We start from the raw sequence: 18,441 nt of genomic DNA, 5'->3' as shown, positions 1-18,441 counted from the left end.
TCGGCAAGCTCGCATTAAGTGTCGTGCCCATAAGGTGGAGTGGCACTGATGCAGATACAGCAGGCCCGCACCCATATCATGACTGTGTTGGCTGGGGGGGAGTCCCCCCGCGCCGATGCCGATGTACTGCTCTGCCATCTGCTCGGGTGTCGTCGCAGCTATCTGATGACCTGGCCCGAGCGTGAGCTGGATGCCGCCCAGCAGGCCACCCTGCAGGGGTGGTTGGTCCGTCGTCTCAATGGCGAACCCATCGCCCATCTGGTGGGCGAGCGGGAGTTCTGGTCGCTGCCCCTCAAGGTGAGCCCGGCGACCCTGATCCCGCGCCCCGATACCGAGGTGCTGGTCGAGCAGGCGCTGACCAGAATCCCGCAGGGGCCGTGCGCAGTGCTGGATCTCGGCACCGGCACCGGCGCCATCGCGCTGGCGCTCAAGTCCGAGCGGCCCGAAATCGATGTGTGGGCGGTGGATCGGATGGTGGACGCTGCCGCACTGGCTCGCGAGAACAGCGCCGCGCTGGGGTTACCCATCGAGGTGCGCGACGGCAGCTGGTTCGAGCCCCTTGGCGAGCCGGATCGCGACGAAACGCCACGTTTTGCGGTGATTGTCTCCAATCCCCCCTATATTGATGGCGCCGATCCCCATCTCGAGCAGGGTGACGTGCGCTTTGAGCCCCGCTCGGCGCTGGTTGCCGATGACGCCGGGCTGGCTGATATCCGCCACATCGTGGCCCATGCCCCCGCTTATCTGTTGGCCGATGGCTGGTTGCTGCTGGAGCATGGCTGGGATCAGGGGGAGGCGGTGCGTCAGTTGCTGCGCGATGGCGGTTACCGCGAGGTAGCCACGGTGCGCGATTACGGGGATAACGACAGGGTGACGCTGGGCCTCTGCCCGCTGCGCTGACGGTTCCTCACTGTTACACGGCGGGTTGCCTGTGCGCCCCCATGCAAGGATTGAATATGGTTTTTGTGCTCAAACACCTGCACCTCACCCTGATTGCCGGGGCCGTGCTGATGTTTATGCTCCGCTTCTACTGGGTACAGACCGCTACTGGCCGAGCCTATAGCGCGCCGGTGATGAAGGTCAGCGGCTGGCTCAACGGTCTGGTGGTGCTCTCCGGCGTATTGCTCTGCATGGTGCTGGATCTCAACCCGCTCAATAACGGAACGCCCTGGCTCAGCGAGAAGCTGATGGCCATTCTGGTGCTGGTATTTCTGGCGGCGATGGCGCTGCGGCTGGCCAAAAGCAATCTGGTGCGCTGGTGCTCCTTTCTGGGGGCGCTCGGCTGGATCTACTTTATTGCCAAGTTGGCAGTGCTCAAACAGACGAGTGTGTTCGGCTAAGGCATGAAGAGAATGTTACACATAGACGAATGGACCGATTTCGAAGCCCACGACATCACCGAACTGGCGTTGTCAGTCAGCGACGAGATTTATGGCTCGGTCGAGGAGGGGATCCGCGAGTTGAACCTGCTGGACGAGTGGCTGGACGAGCAGATCGAAGAGGGCACCTGCGACGAGGTGCGCCAGCAGTTGCTGCAAGGCTTCTACCACAGCCTCGGTTTTCATGGCGACTGGCAGGATTATTTCTCTGCCAACAACTGCGATCTCAATCAGGTGCTGGTTCAGCGCAAAGGGATCCCGGTCAGCCTCGGTATTCTCATCATCCAGCTGGGGCGCAAGCTCGGGCTCGATGTAGAGGGGATCTGCTTCCCCGGCCACTTCCTGGTGAGCTTTGCCGGTGGCGAGGGGGAGGTCTATGTCGACCCCTTTACCGGCGACGAGCTGAGTCTGGCCCGCATCGAGCTGCTGCTGCGCGGTGCGTTGGGGGACTTGGCGACCCTGACCCCCGACTACCTGCAGCCCTCCGGCCAGTGGGAGATCATCGAACGGCTGCTCAACGTCAGCAAGGGGGCCCTGCTGCGGGAAGACCGCATGCCCGAGGCGCTGCGTTGCAGCGAGCTGTTGCTGCGGATGAAGCCCGGCGATCCGCTGGAGACGCGGGATCGCGGCTTTATCTACGAGCAGCTCGATTGCCCGCGCCAGGCCGCCGACGATTTTGAATATTTTATTGAACAATGCCCGGACGATCCGGTGGCCGATGTGCTGAAAGTGCAGCTGGCCGCGCTGGATCTGAGCCCCAAGCCCCTCCATTAAGGGCGGCTTGAAACTGAAACAGAAGAATATCAAGGCCGCTGCGTCCGGTCGCAACGGAGTAACTTGGCTTCAGGCCCTTTTATTAAGGATGTCTTAGATGGAACAGAAGAATATCAAGATCAACCAGATCGACGTTGCCAATGACAAACCGTTCGTGCTGTTTGGCGGCATGAACGTGTTGGAATCCCGCGACATGGCGATGGCGGTGTGCGAGAAGTACGTGGAAGTGACCAGCAAGCTGGGCATCCCGTTTGTCTTCAAGGCGAGCTGGGACAAGGCCAACCGCTCCTCCATCCACTCTTACCGCGGTCCGGGTCTGGAAGAGGGGATGAAGATTTTCCAGGAGCTGAAAGCGACCTTCGGCATGCCGGTCATCTCCGATCTGCACGAACCCCATCAGGCCAAGCCGGTCGCCGAGGTGGTTGACGTTATCCAGCTGCCCGCTTTCCTGGCGCGCCAGACTGATCTGGTGGAAGCCATGGCCCGCACCGGCAACGTTATCAACATCAAGAAGCCGCAGTTCCTCAGCCCAAGCCAGATGAAGAACATCACCGACAAGTTCGAGGAGTGCGGCAACGATCAGCTGATCCTGTGTGAGCGCGGTGCCAACTTCGGCTACGACAACCTGGTGGTGGACATGCTGGGTCTGGGCGTGATGAAGAAGAGCACTGGTGGCTATCCGGTGATCTTTGACGTGACCCACTCCCTGCAGTGTCGTGATCCGCTGGGTGCCGCCTCCGGTGGTCGTCGCGAACAGGTGACCGAGCTGGCACGTGCCGGCATGGCGGTCGGTCTGGCCGGTCTCTTTATCGAATCCCACCCGGATCCGAAAATTGCCCGCTGCGATGGCCCGAGTGCCCTGCCGCTGGAGAAGCTGGAAGGCTTCCTCAAACAGATGAAGGCCATCGATGACCTGATCAAGGGCTTCGAACCCCTCGATACCTCGGCTTGATCCCGATGCTGTCATGCCTGATGAAAATGCCCCGCAATGCGGGGCATTTTTATATCTGCCATATTTAGTTGAAGACTAAAATTAATCTACGAGCAAACAATTGTCAGTTGCCGTGGTGTTAATGGTGTTAATTTTGTTGTGTGATTAATGTCTCTTAATTGTTTTTTATTACATGTAAAGTGGTCCCCGTAGTAATGCAGAAACAGCATGGATCGGGTGAGGTACGCAGATATCTCGTCCGGCTATCTGCATGTTTATTGCTGCCATAACAATGTGCAATTAAATTAACAGGACGTTAATAATGCGAAAGAAACTATTTAGCAGCCTCTATTTTCAGGTATTGCTCGCGATTACCCTCGGGGTATTTCTGGGGCATGTCTATCCGGAACTGGGCGCCGATATGAAGCCCCTCGGTGATGGCTTCGTCAAATTGATCAAGATGATCATCGCCCCCGTTATTTTCTGTACCGTGGTTACCGGCATTGCCGGGATGGAGAGTATGAAGGCGGTCGGCAAGACCGGCGCCATTGCTCTGCTCTACTTCGAGGTGGTCAGCACCATCGCTTTGATCATCGGGCTATGCGTGGTCAACCTGCTGCAACCGGGTGCCGGTATGAACGTCGATCCGGCTGCGCTGGATGCCAGCGCCATCTCCGCCTATGCGGAGCAGGCCAAATCCCAGGGCATTATCGCCTTTTTACTGGATATTATTCCGGGCAGTGTGATCGGTGCCTTTGCCAGCGGTAATATCTTGCAGGTGTTACTGTTTGCGGTGCTGTTTGGCTTCTCCCTGCATCATATCGGTGAAAAGGGACAGGTTATTTTCGGCGTCATCGACAGTTTCTCCAAAGTCATATTTGGCATTATCAATATGATAATGAAACTGGCGCCGGTCGGTGCATTCGGGGCAATGGCATTTACCATCGGCAAATATGGAGTAGGTTCACTGGTACAGCTGGGCCAGCTTATTGCCTGCTTCTATCTCACCTGCCTCTTCTTTATCTTCATTGTGCTGGGCAGCATTGCTAAAGCCTCAGGCTTCAGCATCCTGCGTTTCATCTCCTACATTCGCGAGGAGCTGCTGATCGTGCTGGGGACCTCCTCTTCCGAGTCGGTACTGCCACGGATGCTGGACAAGATGGAGAAGCTGGGTTGCCAGAAATCGGTGGTGGGGCTGGTCATTCCGACCGGGTACTCCTTTAACCTGGATGGCACCTCCATCTATCTGACCATGGCGGCGATTTTTATCGCCCAGGCTACCAATACGCCGCTGGATCTGTTCCAACAGATCACCCTGCTGGTGGTACTGCTGATCTCCTCGAAAGGGGCTGCGGGGGTGACTGGTAGTGGCTTTATCGTGCTGGCAGCGACCATTTCGGCGGTGGGCCATCTGCCACTGGCTGGTTTGGCGCTGATCCTGGGGATCGACCGCTTTATGTCCGAAGCGCGGGCGTTGACCAACCTGATCGGTAACGGGGTTGCCACCGTGGTGGTCGCCAAATACTGCAAGCAGCTGGACGAGAAGAGAATGGATGCAGTGCTCGGCGGCAAGGTCGGGCTACTGGAAGCGGACAGGGCGTAAGCGCTGTTTCCCCCGCACGGCCGCGTTGGCTGGTGCGGGGGCAATAAAAAAACGGCCGATTGGCCGTTTTTTTGTGCCGATACAGCGAGTATCAGCTCTTCACTGCAGGGCGCTGATTACAGGCTCTGGGTGAAAGTACGGGTAACCACGTCACGCTGCTGTTCTGGAGTCAGGGCATTGAAACGCACTGCGTAGCCAGATACACGGATGGTCAGCTGCGGGTACTTCTCCGGGTTTTCGATAGCATCTTCCAGAGTTTCGCGACGCAGCACGTTGACGTTCAGGTGCTGGCCACCTTCAACAGCAGGCTCAGCCTGAACCGGCAGTTCGCGGTATTCGAACTGACCCAGGTCAGCCAGTTGTACTTCTTGATCGGCAGCGAAAGCATCGCCTTTGACGCAGATGCAGCGAGCTTGTTGCTTCTCTTCGTCCAGCAGCCAGAAAGAGTTCAGCAGAGCGGTGTTGGCGGCCTGGGTGATTTGAATGCCTTTGATCATGGTATGACTCCTCAATGGGAACGCGAATCCAACTGTAAGGAAATTACCCTGATGTATTTAAGCTACCGTCGATGGCGATGACTTAAAGGGCCCTTGCCTTACACCTTTTCTTTGATGGGATCATATATACCACGGTGGTAATATTACCAAAATTGATCCAGATCAAGAAAATCCGACAAAGCGCCATTTAAATGGGATTAAATTCTTGAGTTGAATCAAAAATAGGTCATTTTTCTGATTTTGTAAGATATCCAAATTATGCATCTTTTATCTCGTTAATCTAGTAATTTAACTACATCTTTTCGGCTTTTTCTGAGGTTAATTGAGGGGTTGGCTACACTCAGCAAAAAAGCGAGGAGAGTACCGGGTGAATAATGGGTGGCGAAAGTGGGCATGGCTGGCCCTGTTCTGTTGCTGGGCAAGCAGTGTTGCGGTACGGGCCGAGACGGTGCGTATTGCTGTGGGCGAGTGGCCGCCCTATATCAGTGAGTCGTTGCCCAATCAGGGCTTTCTCTGTGAGGTGGTGCGCCAGGCCTTTGCCGAAGAGGGGCTCGATGTCAGCTTTCACTTCTATTCCTGGGCCGAGGCTTACCGACTGACTCTGGAGGGGCGCTATGTGGTCACCATGCCCTGGTTTCGCTCCCGCGAGCGGGAGCAGCTTTTCTATCTCTCCGCCTCGCTCGGCCATTTCACCACTCGCCTGATGACGCTGACCGGTACGCCCGCGGTCAATCTGGGTGAGCTGAAACACGAGCCGGTCGGGGTGACCCGTGGCTATTTCTATGGCGATGGTTTTGCCGCCCGCCAAGCCGGGCTCACCCTCGAGTGGTCAGATTCCGATGAGGAGAGCATGGGCAAGCTGCTTGACGGGCGGATCCACTATCTGGTGATGGATGAGCAGGTGGCACAGACTCTGTTCCAGCAGGCACTCGTTCGTCATCCCCAATCGCTGTCACTGACCGGTGCCGCCGACCCCATCTGGTCGCAACCGGGATACCTGCTGATGCGCAAAGCCGATCCCGAGGCGCGCCGTCTGATGCTGCTGCTCAATAGTGGCCTGCGCAAGCTGGAGCGCTCGGGGCGCCTCGCCAGGCTCTGGAAAGCGTGAGCCACGGTTGCGTCTTGCGGGCTGGCCCCCTATCCTGAGCCCTTCGCCGTATCAAGTGAGGAGGCCGGGGTGCTGACCTGGAGTGATGTGATTGGCTCTGAGAAAGAGCAGGACTATTTCAAGAGTACGCTGGCAACTGTCAGAGCCGAGCGGGAAGCGGGCAAGGTGATCTACCCGCCAGCTACCGATGTGTTCAATGCCTTCAAGCTGACCGAGCTGGATCAGGTCAAGGTGGTGATCCTGGGGCAGGACCCCTACCATGGCCCCAATCAGGCGCACGGTCTCTGTTTCTCCGTTCTGCCCGGCGTGCGTACGCCCCCCTCACTGGTCAACATCTATAAAGAGATGCAGCGTGACCTGCCAGGTTTCGTCACACCCAATCACGGCTTTCTCGAATCCTGGGCCAAACAAGGTGTCTTGCTGCTCAACACTGTGCTGACGGTGCAGGCCGGTCAGGCCCATTCCCACGCCCATCTGGGATGGGAGACCTTTACCGATCGGGTCATCGAGCAGATCAATGCCAGCTGTCAGGGCGTGGTGTTCCTGCTGTGGGGCGCCCACGCCCAGAAGAAGGGACGTTTCATCGACCGCCAGCGCCACTATGTGCTGACCGCGCCGCACCCGAGCCCTCTCTCTGCCCACCGCGGTTTCATCGGTTGCGGTCACTTTAGCGAGACCAATCGCTTGCTGGAACAACAGGGTAAGAGTCCGATAGAGTGGAAATCTGTCTGCATCCCACTTGATTGAGTGCAAAGTTCGGGCGACAAATGACCGTATACTCAGGGACATAAGATTAATTCAGAGCCAAGGAGTGCCCATGTTATCCAGTCTGCACAAGGACCATCTCAACATCGCCCGACTTTTGGAGCTGCTCAAGCACAAGCTGGCAGCCATCCGTGCCGAAGAGCCCATCAGCTATTTTCTGGTGCGCGATGTCATCGACTACCTGCGGGAGGTCTCTGACAAGTACCACCATCCCAAGGAGGACCTCATCTATGACTACTACCTGAAATATCGGGTGGTGGAGGGTGAGGTCGCCAACCGCCTGCAGGAGGAGCACGTCAAGCTGCTGGAGGCCGGGGCCGATCTCAAGGAGATGGTGGAGATGATCCTGATGGATGCGGTGATCCCCCTCGATCAGTTCACCACCAAGCTGGAGCGCTTCGTGGAACTGCAAGAGGCGCACATGAACTACGAAGAGGGGGTGATCTTCCCCCATCTGCGTGACTCCCTGACCGAGGATGACTGGCGTCATCTGGAGCAAAACTGGCAGAACCGCGCCATTGGCGACCCCCTGTTCGGGGCTGAGGTGAGCCAGCACTTCCAGGCACTGGCTAAACGCCTCTCTCTGCCGCTCACGACCGGCTAAGACGAGCCCGTACCCGCAGCGTGGCAGGTATTGTGTGAGTGCAACTTGAGTGAAAACAGAAAGGCCTCCATCCGGAGGCCTTTTGCATGGTGGAGCAAGCTTACGCCTGTGGTTTCAGGAAGTTGCGATAGAGCATATAGAGGTGGGCCGAGCTCCAGCTGAAGTTGCTGGCCCCCTGCATGGCGCCGGTCTCCGGATTGTAGTTTTCGCGGATGGGGCCGCTGCCCGCCAAGCCTTCTGCGTTGTTGAACAGTTTGTTGACCAGTGCTTCGGCATCGCTGCGGTAGCCGTAGTTCTCCAGCCCCTTCACCCCGAAGTAGAACTGATCGAGCCATACCCGGCCGCGCCAGTAGATATTGGGATCGTAGGCCGGGTTGGTCAGCGCGGCTGTGCCCAGCGGGATCTTCGTGTTGAACTCCTGGGCGTTGAGCATCACCTCGCGCACCCGTGCCGCTTTCTCCTTGTCGGCGACCTCTGCCCAGAGCGGGCTCCACCCTTCCGGGCCACGGCCGCGGGCGGTCAGCAATTTGCCGACGCAGCCGTTGCCGTCAGCGACATTCCCCTGAGCAATCTGACGATCGTAATAGAAGCCTGATGCCTCATCGAACATGCAGCTATTGATGTAACCAGCCAGCTGGGTCGCGCCATCGCGGTAGCGGCTCGCGTCGTCCGGCTTGCCAAGCAGGTCGGCCATGTCGGCCAGAATGCGTTTCTCTTTGGCGAGGAAGGCGTTCAGCTCCACCGACTCCTGATCGATGGAGAAACCGATCAAATCGCCATTGTCCTGATGGTTTTCAAAGAAGGCGACATTCCAGTCCTGACGTGCCTTGGCCAAATCTCCGCCATAAGTCTTGTCGGCATAGCGTTGCAGCTGGCCCGGTTCGATAAAGCCGAAGCGGGCGGCGTTGTCCATGCCGGACTCCCAACCGGCGCCGTGCTGGGCACCGATATCCATGTCGCTGTACCCGCCCACGTTCAACACCTGTTGATAGAGCGGCATTCCGGCGCAGGCATACCAGCCATCCCCCTCACTGGTACAGCTGGAGAGATCCAGCCCGGCGGGAATACCGTTGGAGTACTGCACCTTGAAGGTGATATTGCCGTACTCGTCGTTGTGCTCCACATGCTTGGTGGCGCCATATTCGATGATGCCGTTGCGGTTGTTGTCCCGCGCGCGGTACCACCAGTCGTGGTAGGCCTGCAGCTTGGGATACATCTCGGCGATAAAGGCCTTGTCCTTGGTGGCGCTGTAGATTTCCCAGATAGCCCAGGCGGAGAGGGGCGGCTTGGTGTCGCGCTCGTTCCAGTTGCCGCCATCGCCACCGCGATCCGCCAGCTTGTTGTAGAAGACGGCGTCGATCACCATGCCCGCATCTTGCGGTCGCACCGGGTCATCCGGCTGCACCTGATAGTCATACATGGCGCGCACGTTGTTCTTGGCCACTTCAGGGTTGAAGTGCGCCATGGCATAGGCGTGCTTCCAGCTGTCCCAAGCCCAGACGCCGTCGAACCAGCGGGCGGTATTGGAGGGGGTTACCCCATCGTGGAGGATGGCGCCAGCCGGGGAGCGCCAGTTGCCGTTGAGGGTCTCCATCGCTTTGACGGCGATGCGACGCTCCGACTCGGGGATCCCCTGATTGGAGAGACCGTTGGCGAGGTAGCCCTCCCAGCGGCGGATGGAGTCGGCAAAATAGCTGGCCGGGTTGGCCAGCAGGGCTTGACGGCTCTGCTGATGGCGGCTGGCGTCATCTGCGGAGTGGAGATAGCTCTGCAGGGTGTAGATATCCTCGCTCCCCTTGGCGGCCAGGGTAATGCTGGCGTCACTTTGGTAGCCCAGTGTCTTCTGGTCGAGGGTGGTGCGGCTTGGCAGGGTGCGGTCGATGCGATAGCGGGCGCTGCCGCTCTGCATGATGTTCCAGGTGCTGCGCAGTTTGCCGAACTGGAATTCGATTCCTTTGTCGCTCTCGCTGATGGTGCGAGTCCAGCCTGGATATTTGCTGGCAATCGTATCCTTGGCATCCCATTGATTGAGCAACTCGCCCTGCCAGTTGAGGTTGAGGGTGAGCGGTGCATCGGTCTGATTGATGAGTCGGGTGCGGATAAGAGCGGTGCGGGCATCGCCATAACGCAGCTCCAGCTCCAGCGTAAAGGGCTCGAACTCGAAGCGTTGCACCAGTGCACCGGGAATGGCGTACACCTCCTGCTTGCGGGCGCTGGTGAGCGGGAACGGGCGGCCGCTCGCATCGCTGAGGGTGAGCTTGTCCAGCTCGCTGGCAAAGAAGAGGCTGTACTCCTCCGAGATGACCATGGGGCCGGTAAAGCCCCCCCACTCCTTGTCGCTGGCAGGCAGCAGGAAACCGTGCCATGCCCCCAGATCGAGCAGCGGGTTGTATTTGAGGTTGGAGTAGCTGTCAAAGTCGCGGAATTGGGTCGGTGTTCCCCGACGGTCGATCACGTCCTTGTACTGGATGGCCTGCTCCGGTTTGGCGACTGTACTGCTCTCTGTCTGGTTATCGTTGCAGGCAGTCAGTCCGAACAGGGCGGTGCCGAGGGCTACCGAGAGTAAAGTTTTACGAAACATTTCTCGCTCCAATTCCGTTTGTGTAGGTTAAAAGGAAGATTTTTTACGCTTATTTTTAGTGAAAAGGTGTTCGGTAGCCATTGTATGGCAAGGGGAAAGGGAGCGTTGGCGCGAGATCACACTCTGAAGAGGCGGCAATGTGAGCGGGATCACCGGGTTACATCAGGTTACATAGAAGGGTCTTTAAGTAATATTTTACTTGTCGTTGCTCGCCAATCTGGCAGGGCAAGTGTGCAGGTATTGGTGGGGCGTCAGGCCAAACTCCTGTTTGAAGCGGGCGGCAAAACGGCTGGGGGAGTCATAACCGCAGGCGAGGGCGACCTCCAGCGGGGTCAGGCCCTGTTGCAACAGGTTGAGGGCGTGGCTCATGCGTACCTGAGCCAGCAACTGGCGAAAGCTGCGACCTTCGGCGGCCAGCTTGCGCACCATGGAGGCGCGGCTCATGGAGAAGTGGGGGGCCACCGCCTCCAGGGTATGATCGATGCCGGGTTCCACCGCCAGGTAGCGTGCCAGCCGCTCTGCGAGGGTCATGGTGCTGGCGGGAAAGAGCAATCCGAGGGCGTTGGCGGCCCGCAGCTCGGCATAGAAGCCGCGCAGTAGTTCGGCCTGGGTCGCTTCGCTCAGTCCCCGTTCGGCCATGGTGCTGATGAGTTCAAAGCAGAAGGCGAGCCCGGGGGTGACCTTGACGGCGGGTTCCTCCAGATCGGCGTGGGAAGAGGCTGACTCGGCCAGCCATTCTGGCGGCGGCGGGGTGAGCAGCGTGATGGCGTGGGAGCGAAACTTGCCCTGCTCCGGCTGATTGACGAAGGTGAGCTGGTGGCCTGCCGGGATCAGCAGCCACCGCTCCCTGTCAAACGACAGACGCCGCTCGCGCCACCATAGTTGCTTGCTCCCCTGGGTGACCCAGATGAGGGTCGGGGCATAGATGAGCACCCGATGCAGGGGCTGCTGGCGGATCCCGAGATAGTGGCTCTGTTGCAGCAGGGGAGTGCTCATCCGGTTGGCTCCTAGGGGGTGACGAAGGTGGCGGTCAGGGTGGCTTTGCCGAGCGCCATGCTGTTGAGCATGTAGCCTACCATAGCCGGCGGGGTATCAGCCTTTACCTCGAGATCATGAGGCAGGGCCCAGGCGGTGAACTGATAGCGGTGCATGCCGTGACCTGCGGGTGGGCAGGGGCCGCCGTAACCCTGGCTGCCAAAGTCGGTGCGGATCTCCAATCCCTGCTTGAGCTTGCCGGAGGCATTGCTGGCCAGTTCGCTCTGGGTGGCAGGCAGGTTCACTACCAGCCAGTGCCACCAACCGCTGCCGGTGGGGGCATCGGGGTCATAGGCGGTGATGGCAACACTCTTGGTGCCTGCCGGCAGATCCTGCCAGCTAAGTTGGGGCGAGTGGTTGTCGCCGCTGCAGCCAAAGCCGTTGAAGCTGAACTGTTTGTCCATCAACTGGCCTTCGTGAATGTCCGTGCTCTTCAGGGTCATGGCAAAGGCTGGCATGGCCGTCAGGCAGAGCAGTGGCAACAGGGCACTCTGTTTGAGCAATTTCATCGGGTGACTCCTCGTGTGGTAACGGGTTCACTTTAGCGAGGGTGGGACAGGATTTTGTTGCAGAACGGCTCAATGTGAGGTCGATTGGTGAGTTAATTGAGCCTTTGGGTGGCTTTTATGGCGATAAGGTAAATAGCAGCCATAAAAAAACCGGCATCAGGGATGCCGGTTTTTTGTTTGACGATAAGAGGTGAGGCTTAGCGCAGGATCATCTCGTCACGGCCCGGGCCGACGGAAACCATCGGAACCGGTACGCCGAGCAGCTCTTCGATGCGCAGCACGTACTGCTGGGCAGCGCGCGGCAGCTCTTCGAAGGTGCGGCAACCGGTGATGTCTTCGCTCCAGCTTTCCATCTGCTCGTAAACCGGCTTCAGGGCTGCGGTTTGCGGCCAAATCGGGTTTTCGGTGTGGGCACCTTCGTAGGCCACGCAGATCTTCAGATCCGGCAGACCGGTCAGGCAGTCCAGCTTGGTCAGTGCCACTTCGGTGGCGGCTTGCAGCTCGACACCGTTCTTGGTGGCGACGGCGTCGAAGTAACCGACATCACGGGGACGGCCGGTGGTAGCGCCGAACTCATTGGTGATCTTGCGGAACTCGTCCTGGTTCTCCATGGCGGTCAGCAGGGTGCCGGTACCGACAGAGGAGCTGAATGCCTTGGCCACAGCGATGACGCGCTCCGGGCGCAGACCCGGCAGACCGCCACCGATACCGGCGTAAGCGCCAGATACGTGGGAGGAGGTGACCCAGGGGTATTCGCCGTAGATCAGGTCACGGCCAGCGCCCAGCTGGGCTTCGAACAGCAGGGTCTTGCCTTCAGCTTGCAGTGCTTTGAGCGGCATGCTGACGTTGCAGACGGCGTCGATCCAGGGTGCAGAGACTTCCAGCAGCCAGTCAGCCATCTCCTGGGCAGTCTGGGTGAATTCGAAGGAGGGGTAGATAGCCTTCATCTGCGGCAGTTTCCAGTCCAGCATGAACTGGATGCGCTCGACCAGCACGTCCGGCTGTTTCAGCCAGCCAACCAGGATCGCTTTTTTCATCACGCGATCGCCGTAGGCAGGAGCGATACCCTGACGGGTGGAGCCATAGGCGCCGTCACCCAGACGTTGCTCTTCCAGGGTATCTTCCAGTGCGTGCAGCGGCAGGCAGAGGGTTGCGCGGTCAGAGATGGCCAGCTTCGGAGTCACGCCGGAGGCTTTGACTTCCTCGAGCTCGACGGTCAGTTTCTCGGGGCTGATCACCATGCCCGGGCCGAGGACAACCAGGCAATCCGGGTTGAATACGCCACTCGGAACCTGGTGCAGCTTGAAGGTGCCAAGGTCGTTGACCACGGTGTGGCCAGCGTTGTTGCCGCCCTGGAAGCGAATGCTGGCGCCAGCTTGACCTGCCAGATAATCCACGATGCGGCCTTTGCCTTCATCACCCCAGTTAGCACCTACGACTACGATAGACGACATGACTCTTTCTCCTAAGACGTTAGGCGTCCATCCTAGGAGCCTGATGTGGATTAGAAAAATTAATTATCTTTATAATTCCGATAAGAGAACCATATAATTATGGCCAATTAAGCGGCAAACCGTCCGATTTTGCCTGGCAAGCCCCGCACATCGCGGGTTGAGGGACTCTTATGCTGGATATTCACTGGTTGCAAACCTTTGTCACCCTGGCCCGATTGCAACATTTTGGCCAGACCGCCACCGAACTGCACATGACCCAACCCAATGTCAGCCTGCATATCAAGCGGCTGGAGCAGGCGACCCGGGTGCGGCTGATCGAGCGCAGCCCATTTCGCCTGACGCAGGCGGGGGAGCGACTGCTGCAAAGCGCCGAGCGCACCATCGCCGAGTTGCAGCTCTGCCAGTCCGATCTCAATGCCCTCAACCAACTCAGCCAGGGGACGCTGGCCATTGCCGCCAGCGACATTATCTCCCGCCTGCTGCTGATCCAGCCGTTCCAGCGCTTCAAGCGGGAGTTCCCCGGCATCGACCTTACCCTGTTCAACACAACCTCGGATCAGGCGGCCGAGCTGGTCAAGGCGGGCAAGGCGGATCTGGGTTTTGTCATGGCGCAAAAGCGCAGCGAGCCGCTCTTCTATACCGAGCTGCAACAGGTGACCTGGTGCGCGCTGGGGCACGGCCTTGCCCGCTGGCAGGCGCGGGCGGTGGCGGGAGAGAGCGATCCCCTCGATGAGCCGACCCTGATCCTGCTCGGTCACGACACCCGCACCCGGGCGCTGATAGACCCGTCCCTGCCGCTGCTGGCCTTGCCCCCCTGCCGCATCATGGAGGTGGGCAGCGTGGACGCCCAGCTCGATTGGGCCGAGGCGGGCTTTGGTGTCGCCATCGTGCCGGACTTCTCCCTGCATCCGCGCCTCAACCTCACCGCGCCGGTCACCAGCCTCGGCGACTTTCCCGGTACCAGTCTGGGCTACGTGGTGCGCCAGAATCAGGTGTTGTCGCGGGCCATCAAGCAGTTGCTGCACTGGGTGGAGGAGGAGATCCAGAAGCCCAATCCCTATCTGACCCGGGTGATAGAGCCGTAGCGGGGCGGCAAGGTGAGCAGGCCTATCGGGGTGACTGTGCCGCTCTCAATTGCGTCACTATCGAACGCGCGTAAACAATCAGGGCAGCCGAAGCTGCCCTGATGCGTTTGTGGGAGCTGACCACTCAGGGTTGCAGCTGTGTGGCTGCGCTGGTGGCAGGGGCGGGAGGCGTGTCGGTTTTATCCTGCTGCGGGGTTTCGCCAGTCACCGCGCTGCTGGCAGGCTGGGTTGCCTGCTCTTGCGACGAAGTTGCCGCAGAGGCGCTTTGTGGCCACTGAGTCGAAACGGCAGCCGATGGTGCTGGCGCAGTTGACGCTGCGGCAGAAGGAGCCATGCTCTCACCCTCGGTGGTTGGCGTAGCAGTGAGCTCGGAGGTGACCTCAAGTGCCTCTTCGGGCAAGGGATTAACCTCTGTGGCTTCTGTTGCCACTGCGGCACTGCTGGTGGCGGTCGCGTCAGAGGGCGCAGTCGTCCCGTTGGCGGCGCTCACCGGCCCTGTCGTGGGCACCGCCTCCGAGGCCGATGGCGCTGGTGTTAACGGCTCCGGCGTCAGCTGTTCCGCAGTTAACTGCTCGGGGGTCAGTGGCAAGGGGGCTGGCGGTTGATCCGACATCCCCGCATGGAGGGGCAGCTCGGTTTGCGCCTGCAACTGCTCGGGGGTCACCTTGCTCAGGGCAGGATGCAGCCGACTGAACTGTTTGACCCGGGCCAGCAGGGTATCGCGCACGGTACGGACGATGGGGTCCGGCAGGCTGGCCAGCGCCACCAGTTCGGCACTCATCCCGATGTTGTTGATGGCGGTGGTCTGCCCCGGATAGAGGTTGGCGGCGATGCGGCTGCGCTGGTAGTAGGGGTGTTGTTTGAGCAGCGTGTCGATCTGCTCCCCTTCGATGGGGATGAGGCGCACCTTGCAGCGGCTGATCAGGTCGCCGACCGCCAGACTGGGGTGACCGGCTACCACAAAAGCGGCATCCAGCGAGCCATCGCACAGCCCTTCCAGCGGTTCGCTGTCCGACTTGAGTTGATAGGCAGCAAACTGCCCGGGTTGCCATCCCATGGCCGCCATCAGGGCCTGGCTGGTGATCTGCTCACCGGCGCCCTTGTTGCCCGGATAGACCCGCTTCCCTTCGATATCTGCCAGGGTGGTGATGTCGCTATTGGGGGCGGCCAGCAGGGTCAACGACTCCTGATAGAGGCGAAACAGGCTGCGCAGCTCATTGTTGGCCCCCTGCCCGCTGAAGGGGCCGGTGCCGTGCAGGGCGTGGTGCAACACATCGGACTGCACCAGCGCCAGCTGTACGTCCCCCTTGTCGAGTGCCTTGAGGTTGGCCATCGAGCCACGGGTGCTCTGCACGGAGCAGCTGTCCCCATGCAGGGCATGGCCGGCATTGAGCACCCGGCAGATGGCGCCACCGGTCGGGTAGTAGACCCCATTAAGCGGGCCCGTTCCGATAGTCAGCGCCTGGCTGCCAAAGGGGAGCAGCGCAGAGAGTGCACAGAGGGGAAGCAGAAGGTGATGCAAGATCCGTAGAGACATAATTGACCGTTGACTGAGTTGACCGCTGGCTGATGACACAGGGTAAAAGGGATGGGGCTTGCCCATCCCCGTTGCTGGCTGATCAGGGCTTGTTGTTGAGGATTGCCCGCTCCATCCGCGCCAGCGCGTCGGTCAGTCGTGCCCTGGTGCAGCCGAAGTTGAGCCGCACAAACTGACCATCGCCAAACTGGGCGCCGGGGGAGAGACCAACGCCGGCTTGCTCGAAGAAGGCGATGGGATCGGCAAGGCCAAGGGCGCTCACATCGATCCAGGCCAGATACGTCGCCTGATGGCTGGCCAGCTTGACGCCGGGCCAGCGTGCAACCGCCTGCTGGATCAGGGCCAGATTGGCTGCCAGATAGTCGAGTTGCTCGGTCAGCCACTGTTCGCCACCCTCATAGGCCGCTTCGGCGGCGACAAAGCCCAGCAGGTTGACGTCGGCGCTGATGCCGCGCATCGCCTGCTGTAGCCTGAAGCGCAGACGGGGGTTGGGGATAATGGCGAAGGAGCAGCAGAGACCGGCGATATTGAAAGTCTTGCTCGGGGCCATCATCACCGCGCAGCGCTCGGCTGCTTGTGCACTGATGGCGCCGTAGGGAATGTGGCGGGCGTTTTTATCCAGCAGCAGATCGCAGTGGATTTCATCGGAGCAGATCACCAGATTGTGGCGCGCGGCGATGGCATCGATGGCCAGCAGCTCGTCACGGGTGAAGATGGTGCCGCCCGGGTTGTGGGGGTTGCAGAGCAGCAGCAGATCTGCGGCGGGGGCCTGACGCTCCAGCTCTGCCAGATCCAGCACCCAGCGACCCGCCTCTTCAACCATCGGCACGGTGAGCAGGGGACGATCATTGAAGCCCGGCGCCTGCAGGAAGGGGTAGTAGACCGGCTTGGGGGTGATGATACCGCGGCCATGCTGGCTCCACGCCTTGCAGGCAAGGTTGAGCCCCGGCACCACGCCGGGCAGGAACACCAGCCATTCGGGCTCGATGGCCCAGCCATAGCGGGTCGCCATCCGTTCGATAATAAGTTCGATCAGGCGCGGCGAGGGGCGTGAATAGCCGAAAATGCCGTGGGCAACCCGTTTGGTCAACGCCTCGATCACGGACGGGGGGGAGACAAAGTCGGTATCGGCAACCCACATGGGCAGCACATCCTGACCCTTGTACTTGTCCCATTTCAGGCTCATGGTGCCACTGCGGTCTACTTCCTGATCAAAATCAAACATGCGAACTCCTTGTGCTGGCAGGATGGGCTTTCACTCTACGGGGTCGCGGCCTCCCTCGCAAGGCGCACACCTGCTTATGCATCCTTGAGCCCGCTCTTGATAGTGACATAAGATAGGCGCCTAATTTTCATACGGCTGCCGCCCGTTAGCCCGTATCGTCCCTCCAATCAGTGGTAACCCTATGAGCTTGTCGATAGCGGCGGTCAAACGCCCTGACCCCGTCTCTCTTTCATTTCTTGCCGTGACCTTTATGACCGGCGTCGCGGTGGCACTGCAGGTGCCTACCTTAAGTCTGTTTCTGGCCGAAGAGGTGCAGGTGCGCCCCTTTCTGGTCGGGCTTTTCTATACCATCAATGCGGTGGTGGGCATTCTGGTCAGCCAGTGGCTGGGCCATCGCTCCGACAACAAGGGGGATCGCAAGCGACTGATCCTGCGCTGCTGTTTTGCCGGAGTGGCGCTCTCCCTGCTGTTTGCCTGGAACCGCAACTACTGGCTGCTGGCGAGTCTGGGGGTGATGCTGGCGGCGCTGGCGGCCACTGCCAGTCCCCAGCTGTTTGCGCTGGCGCGGGAGTACTCCGACAGCCGCAACCGGCGGGCTGACATGTTCAGCTCGGTGATGCGGGCCCAGTTTTCGCTGGCCTGGGTCATAGGCCCGCCCATCGCCTTTGCGCTGGCCATCGGCTACGGTTTCGAGCTGATGTACCTGGCTTCGGCACTGGCCTATCTGCTCTGTGCCCTGGTGGTGTGGCGCTGGCTGCCCTCTCTCCCTTTGCCCAAGATGGCTGAAGAGACAGAGCGGGTCAGCAGCTGGCGGGATCCGGCGGTGCGGGCGCTCTTTATCGCTTCCACCCTGATGTGGACCTGCAACAGCATGTACCTCATCAATATGCCGCTCTACATCACCCGGGAGCTCGGGATGGATGAGAAGCTTGCCGGTATCCTGATGGGCACGGCGGCGGCGCTGGAGATCCCCTTCATGCTGCTGGCGGGTTACTACTCGGCGCGCTTTGGCAAGCGCCCCATGATGTTGCTGGCGGTGCTGGCTGGCGCGGCCTTTTACACAGGTCTGGTGACCCTCACCGACCAATACGCCCTGATCGCCTTGCAGCTGTTCAACGCCATCTTCATCGGTATCGTGGCGGGGGTCGGCATGTCTTACTTTCAGGATCTGATGCCGGGGCGGGCCGGGGTAGCGACTACCCTGTTTGCCAACAGTATCCGCACCGGCTCCATCATGGCAGGGGCCATCGCCGGTGTGGTGGCGGAGGTGTGGAGTTTCCACGGGGTCTTTATGGTGGCGCTGGGATTGGCACTGGTGGCACTGGCCGCCAGCTGGCGGGTGCCCAACGTCTGA

The 18,441-nt window shown here is 59.9% G+C and carries 17 protein-coding genes; 10 read left to right on the top strand and 7 right to left on the bottom strand.

Features of this window, described 5'->3' with window-relative positions:
* The first annotated feature begins 48 nt into the window (after window positions 1-48).
* The 5 genes from prmC (at window position 49) to I6L34_RS04945 (ending at window position 4,687) form a co-directional block, all read left to right on the top strand.
* Window positions 49-900, top strand: coding sequence for a peptide chain release factor N(5)-glutamine methyltransferase (gene prmC / locus I6L34_RS04965; protein WP_216955981.1), 852 nt, complete (start codon window positions 49-51; stop codon window positions 898-900).
* 56 nt (window positions 901-956) lie between these two features.
* Window positions 957-1,340 carry a SirB2 family protein gene (locus I6L34_RS04960; RefSeq protein ID WP_005334939.1) on the top strand — a complete coding sequence of 128 codons (384 nt, stop codon included), beginning with the start codon at window positions 957-959 and terminating at the stop codon, window positions 1,338-1,340.
* Window positions 1,341-1,352: 12 nt separating this feature from the next.
* Window positions 1,353-2,153 (top strand): SirB1 family protein, encoded by an 801-nt coding sequence (locus tag I6L34_RS04955; protein ID WP_005362204.1) that lies wholly within the window; start codon window positions 1,353-1,355, stop codon window positions 2,151-2,153.
* Window positions 2,154-2,250: 97 nt separating this feature from the next.
* Complete coding sequence (kdsA, locus tag I6L34_RS04950; protein ID WP_005334937.1) at window positions 2,251-3,105, top strand: 3-deoxy-8-phosphooctulonate synthase; 855 nt, start codon at window positions 2,251-2,253, stop codon at window positions 3,103-3,105.
* A 301-nt stretch (window positions 3,106-3,406) separates the two neighbouring features.
* Window positions 3,407-4,687, top strand: coding sequence for a dicarboxylate/amino acid:cation symporter (locus tag I6L34_RS04945; protein ID WP_216955978.1), 1,281 nt, complete (start codon window positions 3,407-3,409; stop codon window positions 4,685-4,687).
* 116 nt (window positions 4,688-4,803) lie between these two features.
* Here the strand turns inward: I6L34_RS04945 and grcA are convergent, their stop codons facing one another.
* Window positions 4,804-5,184, bottom strand: a complete 381-nt coding sequence (gene grcA / locus I6L34_RS04940) for an autonomous glycyl radical cofactor GrcA (protein ID WP_005334936.1) — start codon at window positions 5,182-5,184, stop codon at window positions 4,804-4,806.
* Window positions 5,185-5,551: 367 nt separating this feature from the next.
* Here grcA and I6L34_RS04935 point away from each other — a divergent pair, with 367 nt between their 5' ends.
* The 3 genes from I6L34_RS04935 (at window position 5,552) to I6L34_RS04925 (ending at window position 7,661) form a co-directional block, all read left to right on the top strand.
* Window positions 5,552-6,292 (top strand): ABC transporter substrate-binding protein, encoded by a 741-nt coding sequence (locus I6L34_RS04935; RefSeq protein ID WP_216955974.1) that lies wholly within the window; start codon window positions 5,552-5,554, stop codon window positions 6,290-6,292.
* 69 nt (window positions 6,293-6,361) lie between these two features.
* Window positions 6,362-7,039, top strand: coding sequence for a uracil-DNA glycosylase (gene ung, locus I6L34_RS04930; RefSeq protein ID WP_005353881.1), 678 nt, complete (start codon window positions 6,362-6,364; stop codon window positions 7,037-7,039).
* 70 nt (window positions 7,040-7,109) lie between these two features.
* Complete coding sequence (locus tag I6L34_RS04925; RefSeq protein WP_005353878.1) at window positions 7,110-7,661, top strand: hemerythrin domain-containing protein; 552 nt, start codon at window positions 7,110-7,112, stop codon at window positions 7,659-7,661.
* 100 nt (window positions 7,662-7,761) lie between these two features.
* Here I6L34_RS04925 and ygjK read toward each other — a convergent pair whose 3' ends face one another.
* The 4 genes from ygjK to I6L34_RS04905 all read right to left on the bottom strand — a co-directional run bounded on the left by ygjK (window position 7,762) and on the right by I6L34_RS04905 (window position 13,240).
* The gene (ygjK, locus tag I6L34_RS04920) at window positions 7,762-10,242 is read right to left on the bottom strand and encodes an alpha-glucosidase (protein ID WP_216955970.1); all 2,481 of its coding nucleotides are present in this window, start codon (window positions 10,240-10,242) and stop codon (window positions 7,762-7,764) included.
* A 195-nt stretch (window positions 10,243-10,437) separates the two neighbouring features.
* Window positions 10,438-11,238: an AraC family transcriptional regulator gene (locus I6L34_RS04915; protein ID WP_216955967.1), complete on the bottom strand. Its 801-nt coding sequence runs from the start codon at window positions 11,236-11,238 to the stop codon at window positions 10,438-10,440.
* A gap of 11 nt (window positions 11,239-11,249) precedes the next feature.
* Window positions 11,250-11,786, bottom strand: coding sequence for a YbhB/YbcL family Raf kinase inhibitor-like protein (locus I6L34_RS04910; protein WP_005353872.1), 537 nt, complete (start codon window positions 11,784-11,786; stop codon window positions 11,250-11,252).
* A 197-nt stretch (window positions 11,787-11,983) separates the two neighbouring features.
* Window positions 11,984-13,240 (bottom strand): adenylosuccinate synthetase, encoded by a 1,257-nt coding sequence (locus I6L34_RS04905; protein ID WP_005347796.1) that lies wholly within the window; start codon window positions 13,238-13,240, stop codon window positions 11,984-11,986.
* Between the two features lie 170 nt (window positions 13,241-13,410).
* Between I6L34_RS04905 and I6L34_RS04900 the strand changes: the two genes are divergently transcribed.
* Complete coding sequence (locus I6L34_RS04900) at window positions 13,411-14,325, top strand: LysR family transcriptional regulator (protein WP_042658174.1); 915 nt, start codon at window positions 13,411-13,413, stop codon at window positions 14,323-14,325.
* Window positions 14,326-14,449: 124 nt separating this feature from the next.
* Here the strand turns inward: I6L34_RS04900 and I6L34_RS04895 are convergent, their stop codons facing one another.
* Together I6L34_RS04895 and I6L34_RS04890 are read right to left on the bottom strand one after the other, a co-directional pair.
* The gene (locus tag I6L34_RS04895; RefSeq protein ID WP_216955964.1) at window positions 14,450-15,862 is read right to left on the bottom strand and encodes a TAXI family TRAP transporter solute-binding subunit; all 1,413 of its coding nucleotides are present in this window, start codon (window positions 15,860-15,862) and stop codon (window positions 14,450-14,452) included.
* Between the two features lie 82 nt (window positions 15,863-15,944).
* Entirely contained in the window at window positions 15,945-17,087 is a 1,143-nt protein-coding gene (locus I6L34_RS04890) for a MalY/PatB family protein (RefSeq protein WP_058055674.1), read from the bottom strand.
* 181 nt (window positions 17,088-17,268) lie between these two features.
* Between I6L34_RS04890 and I6L34_RS04885 the strand changes: the two genes are divergently transcribed.
* Window positions 17,269-18,441 carry an MFS transporter gene (locus I6L34_RS04885; protein ID WP_216955960.1) on the top strand — a complete coding sequence of 391 codons (1,173 nt, stop codon included), beginning with the start codon at window positions 17,269-17,271 and terminating at the stop codon, window positions 18,439-18,441.

This window comes from Aeromonas sp. FDAARGOS 1404 (genome assembly GCF_019047085.1).
GTDB classification, from domain to species: domain Bacteria; phylum Pseudomonadota; class Gammaproteobacteria; order Enterobacterales; family Aeromonadaceae; genus Aeromonas; species Aeromonas veronii.
This window is presented reverse-complemented; position numbering and strand designations above follow the sequence as displayed.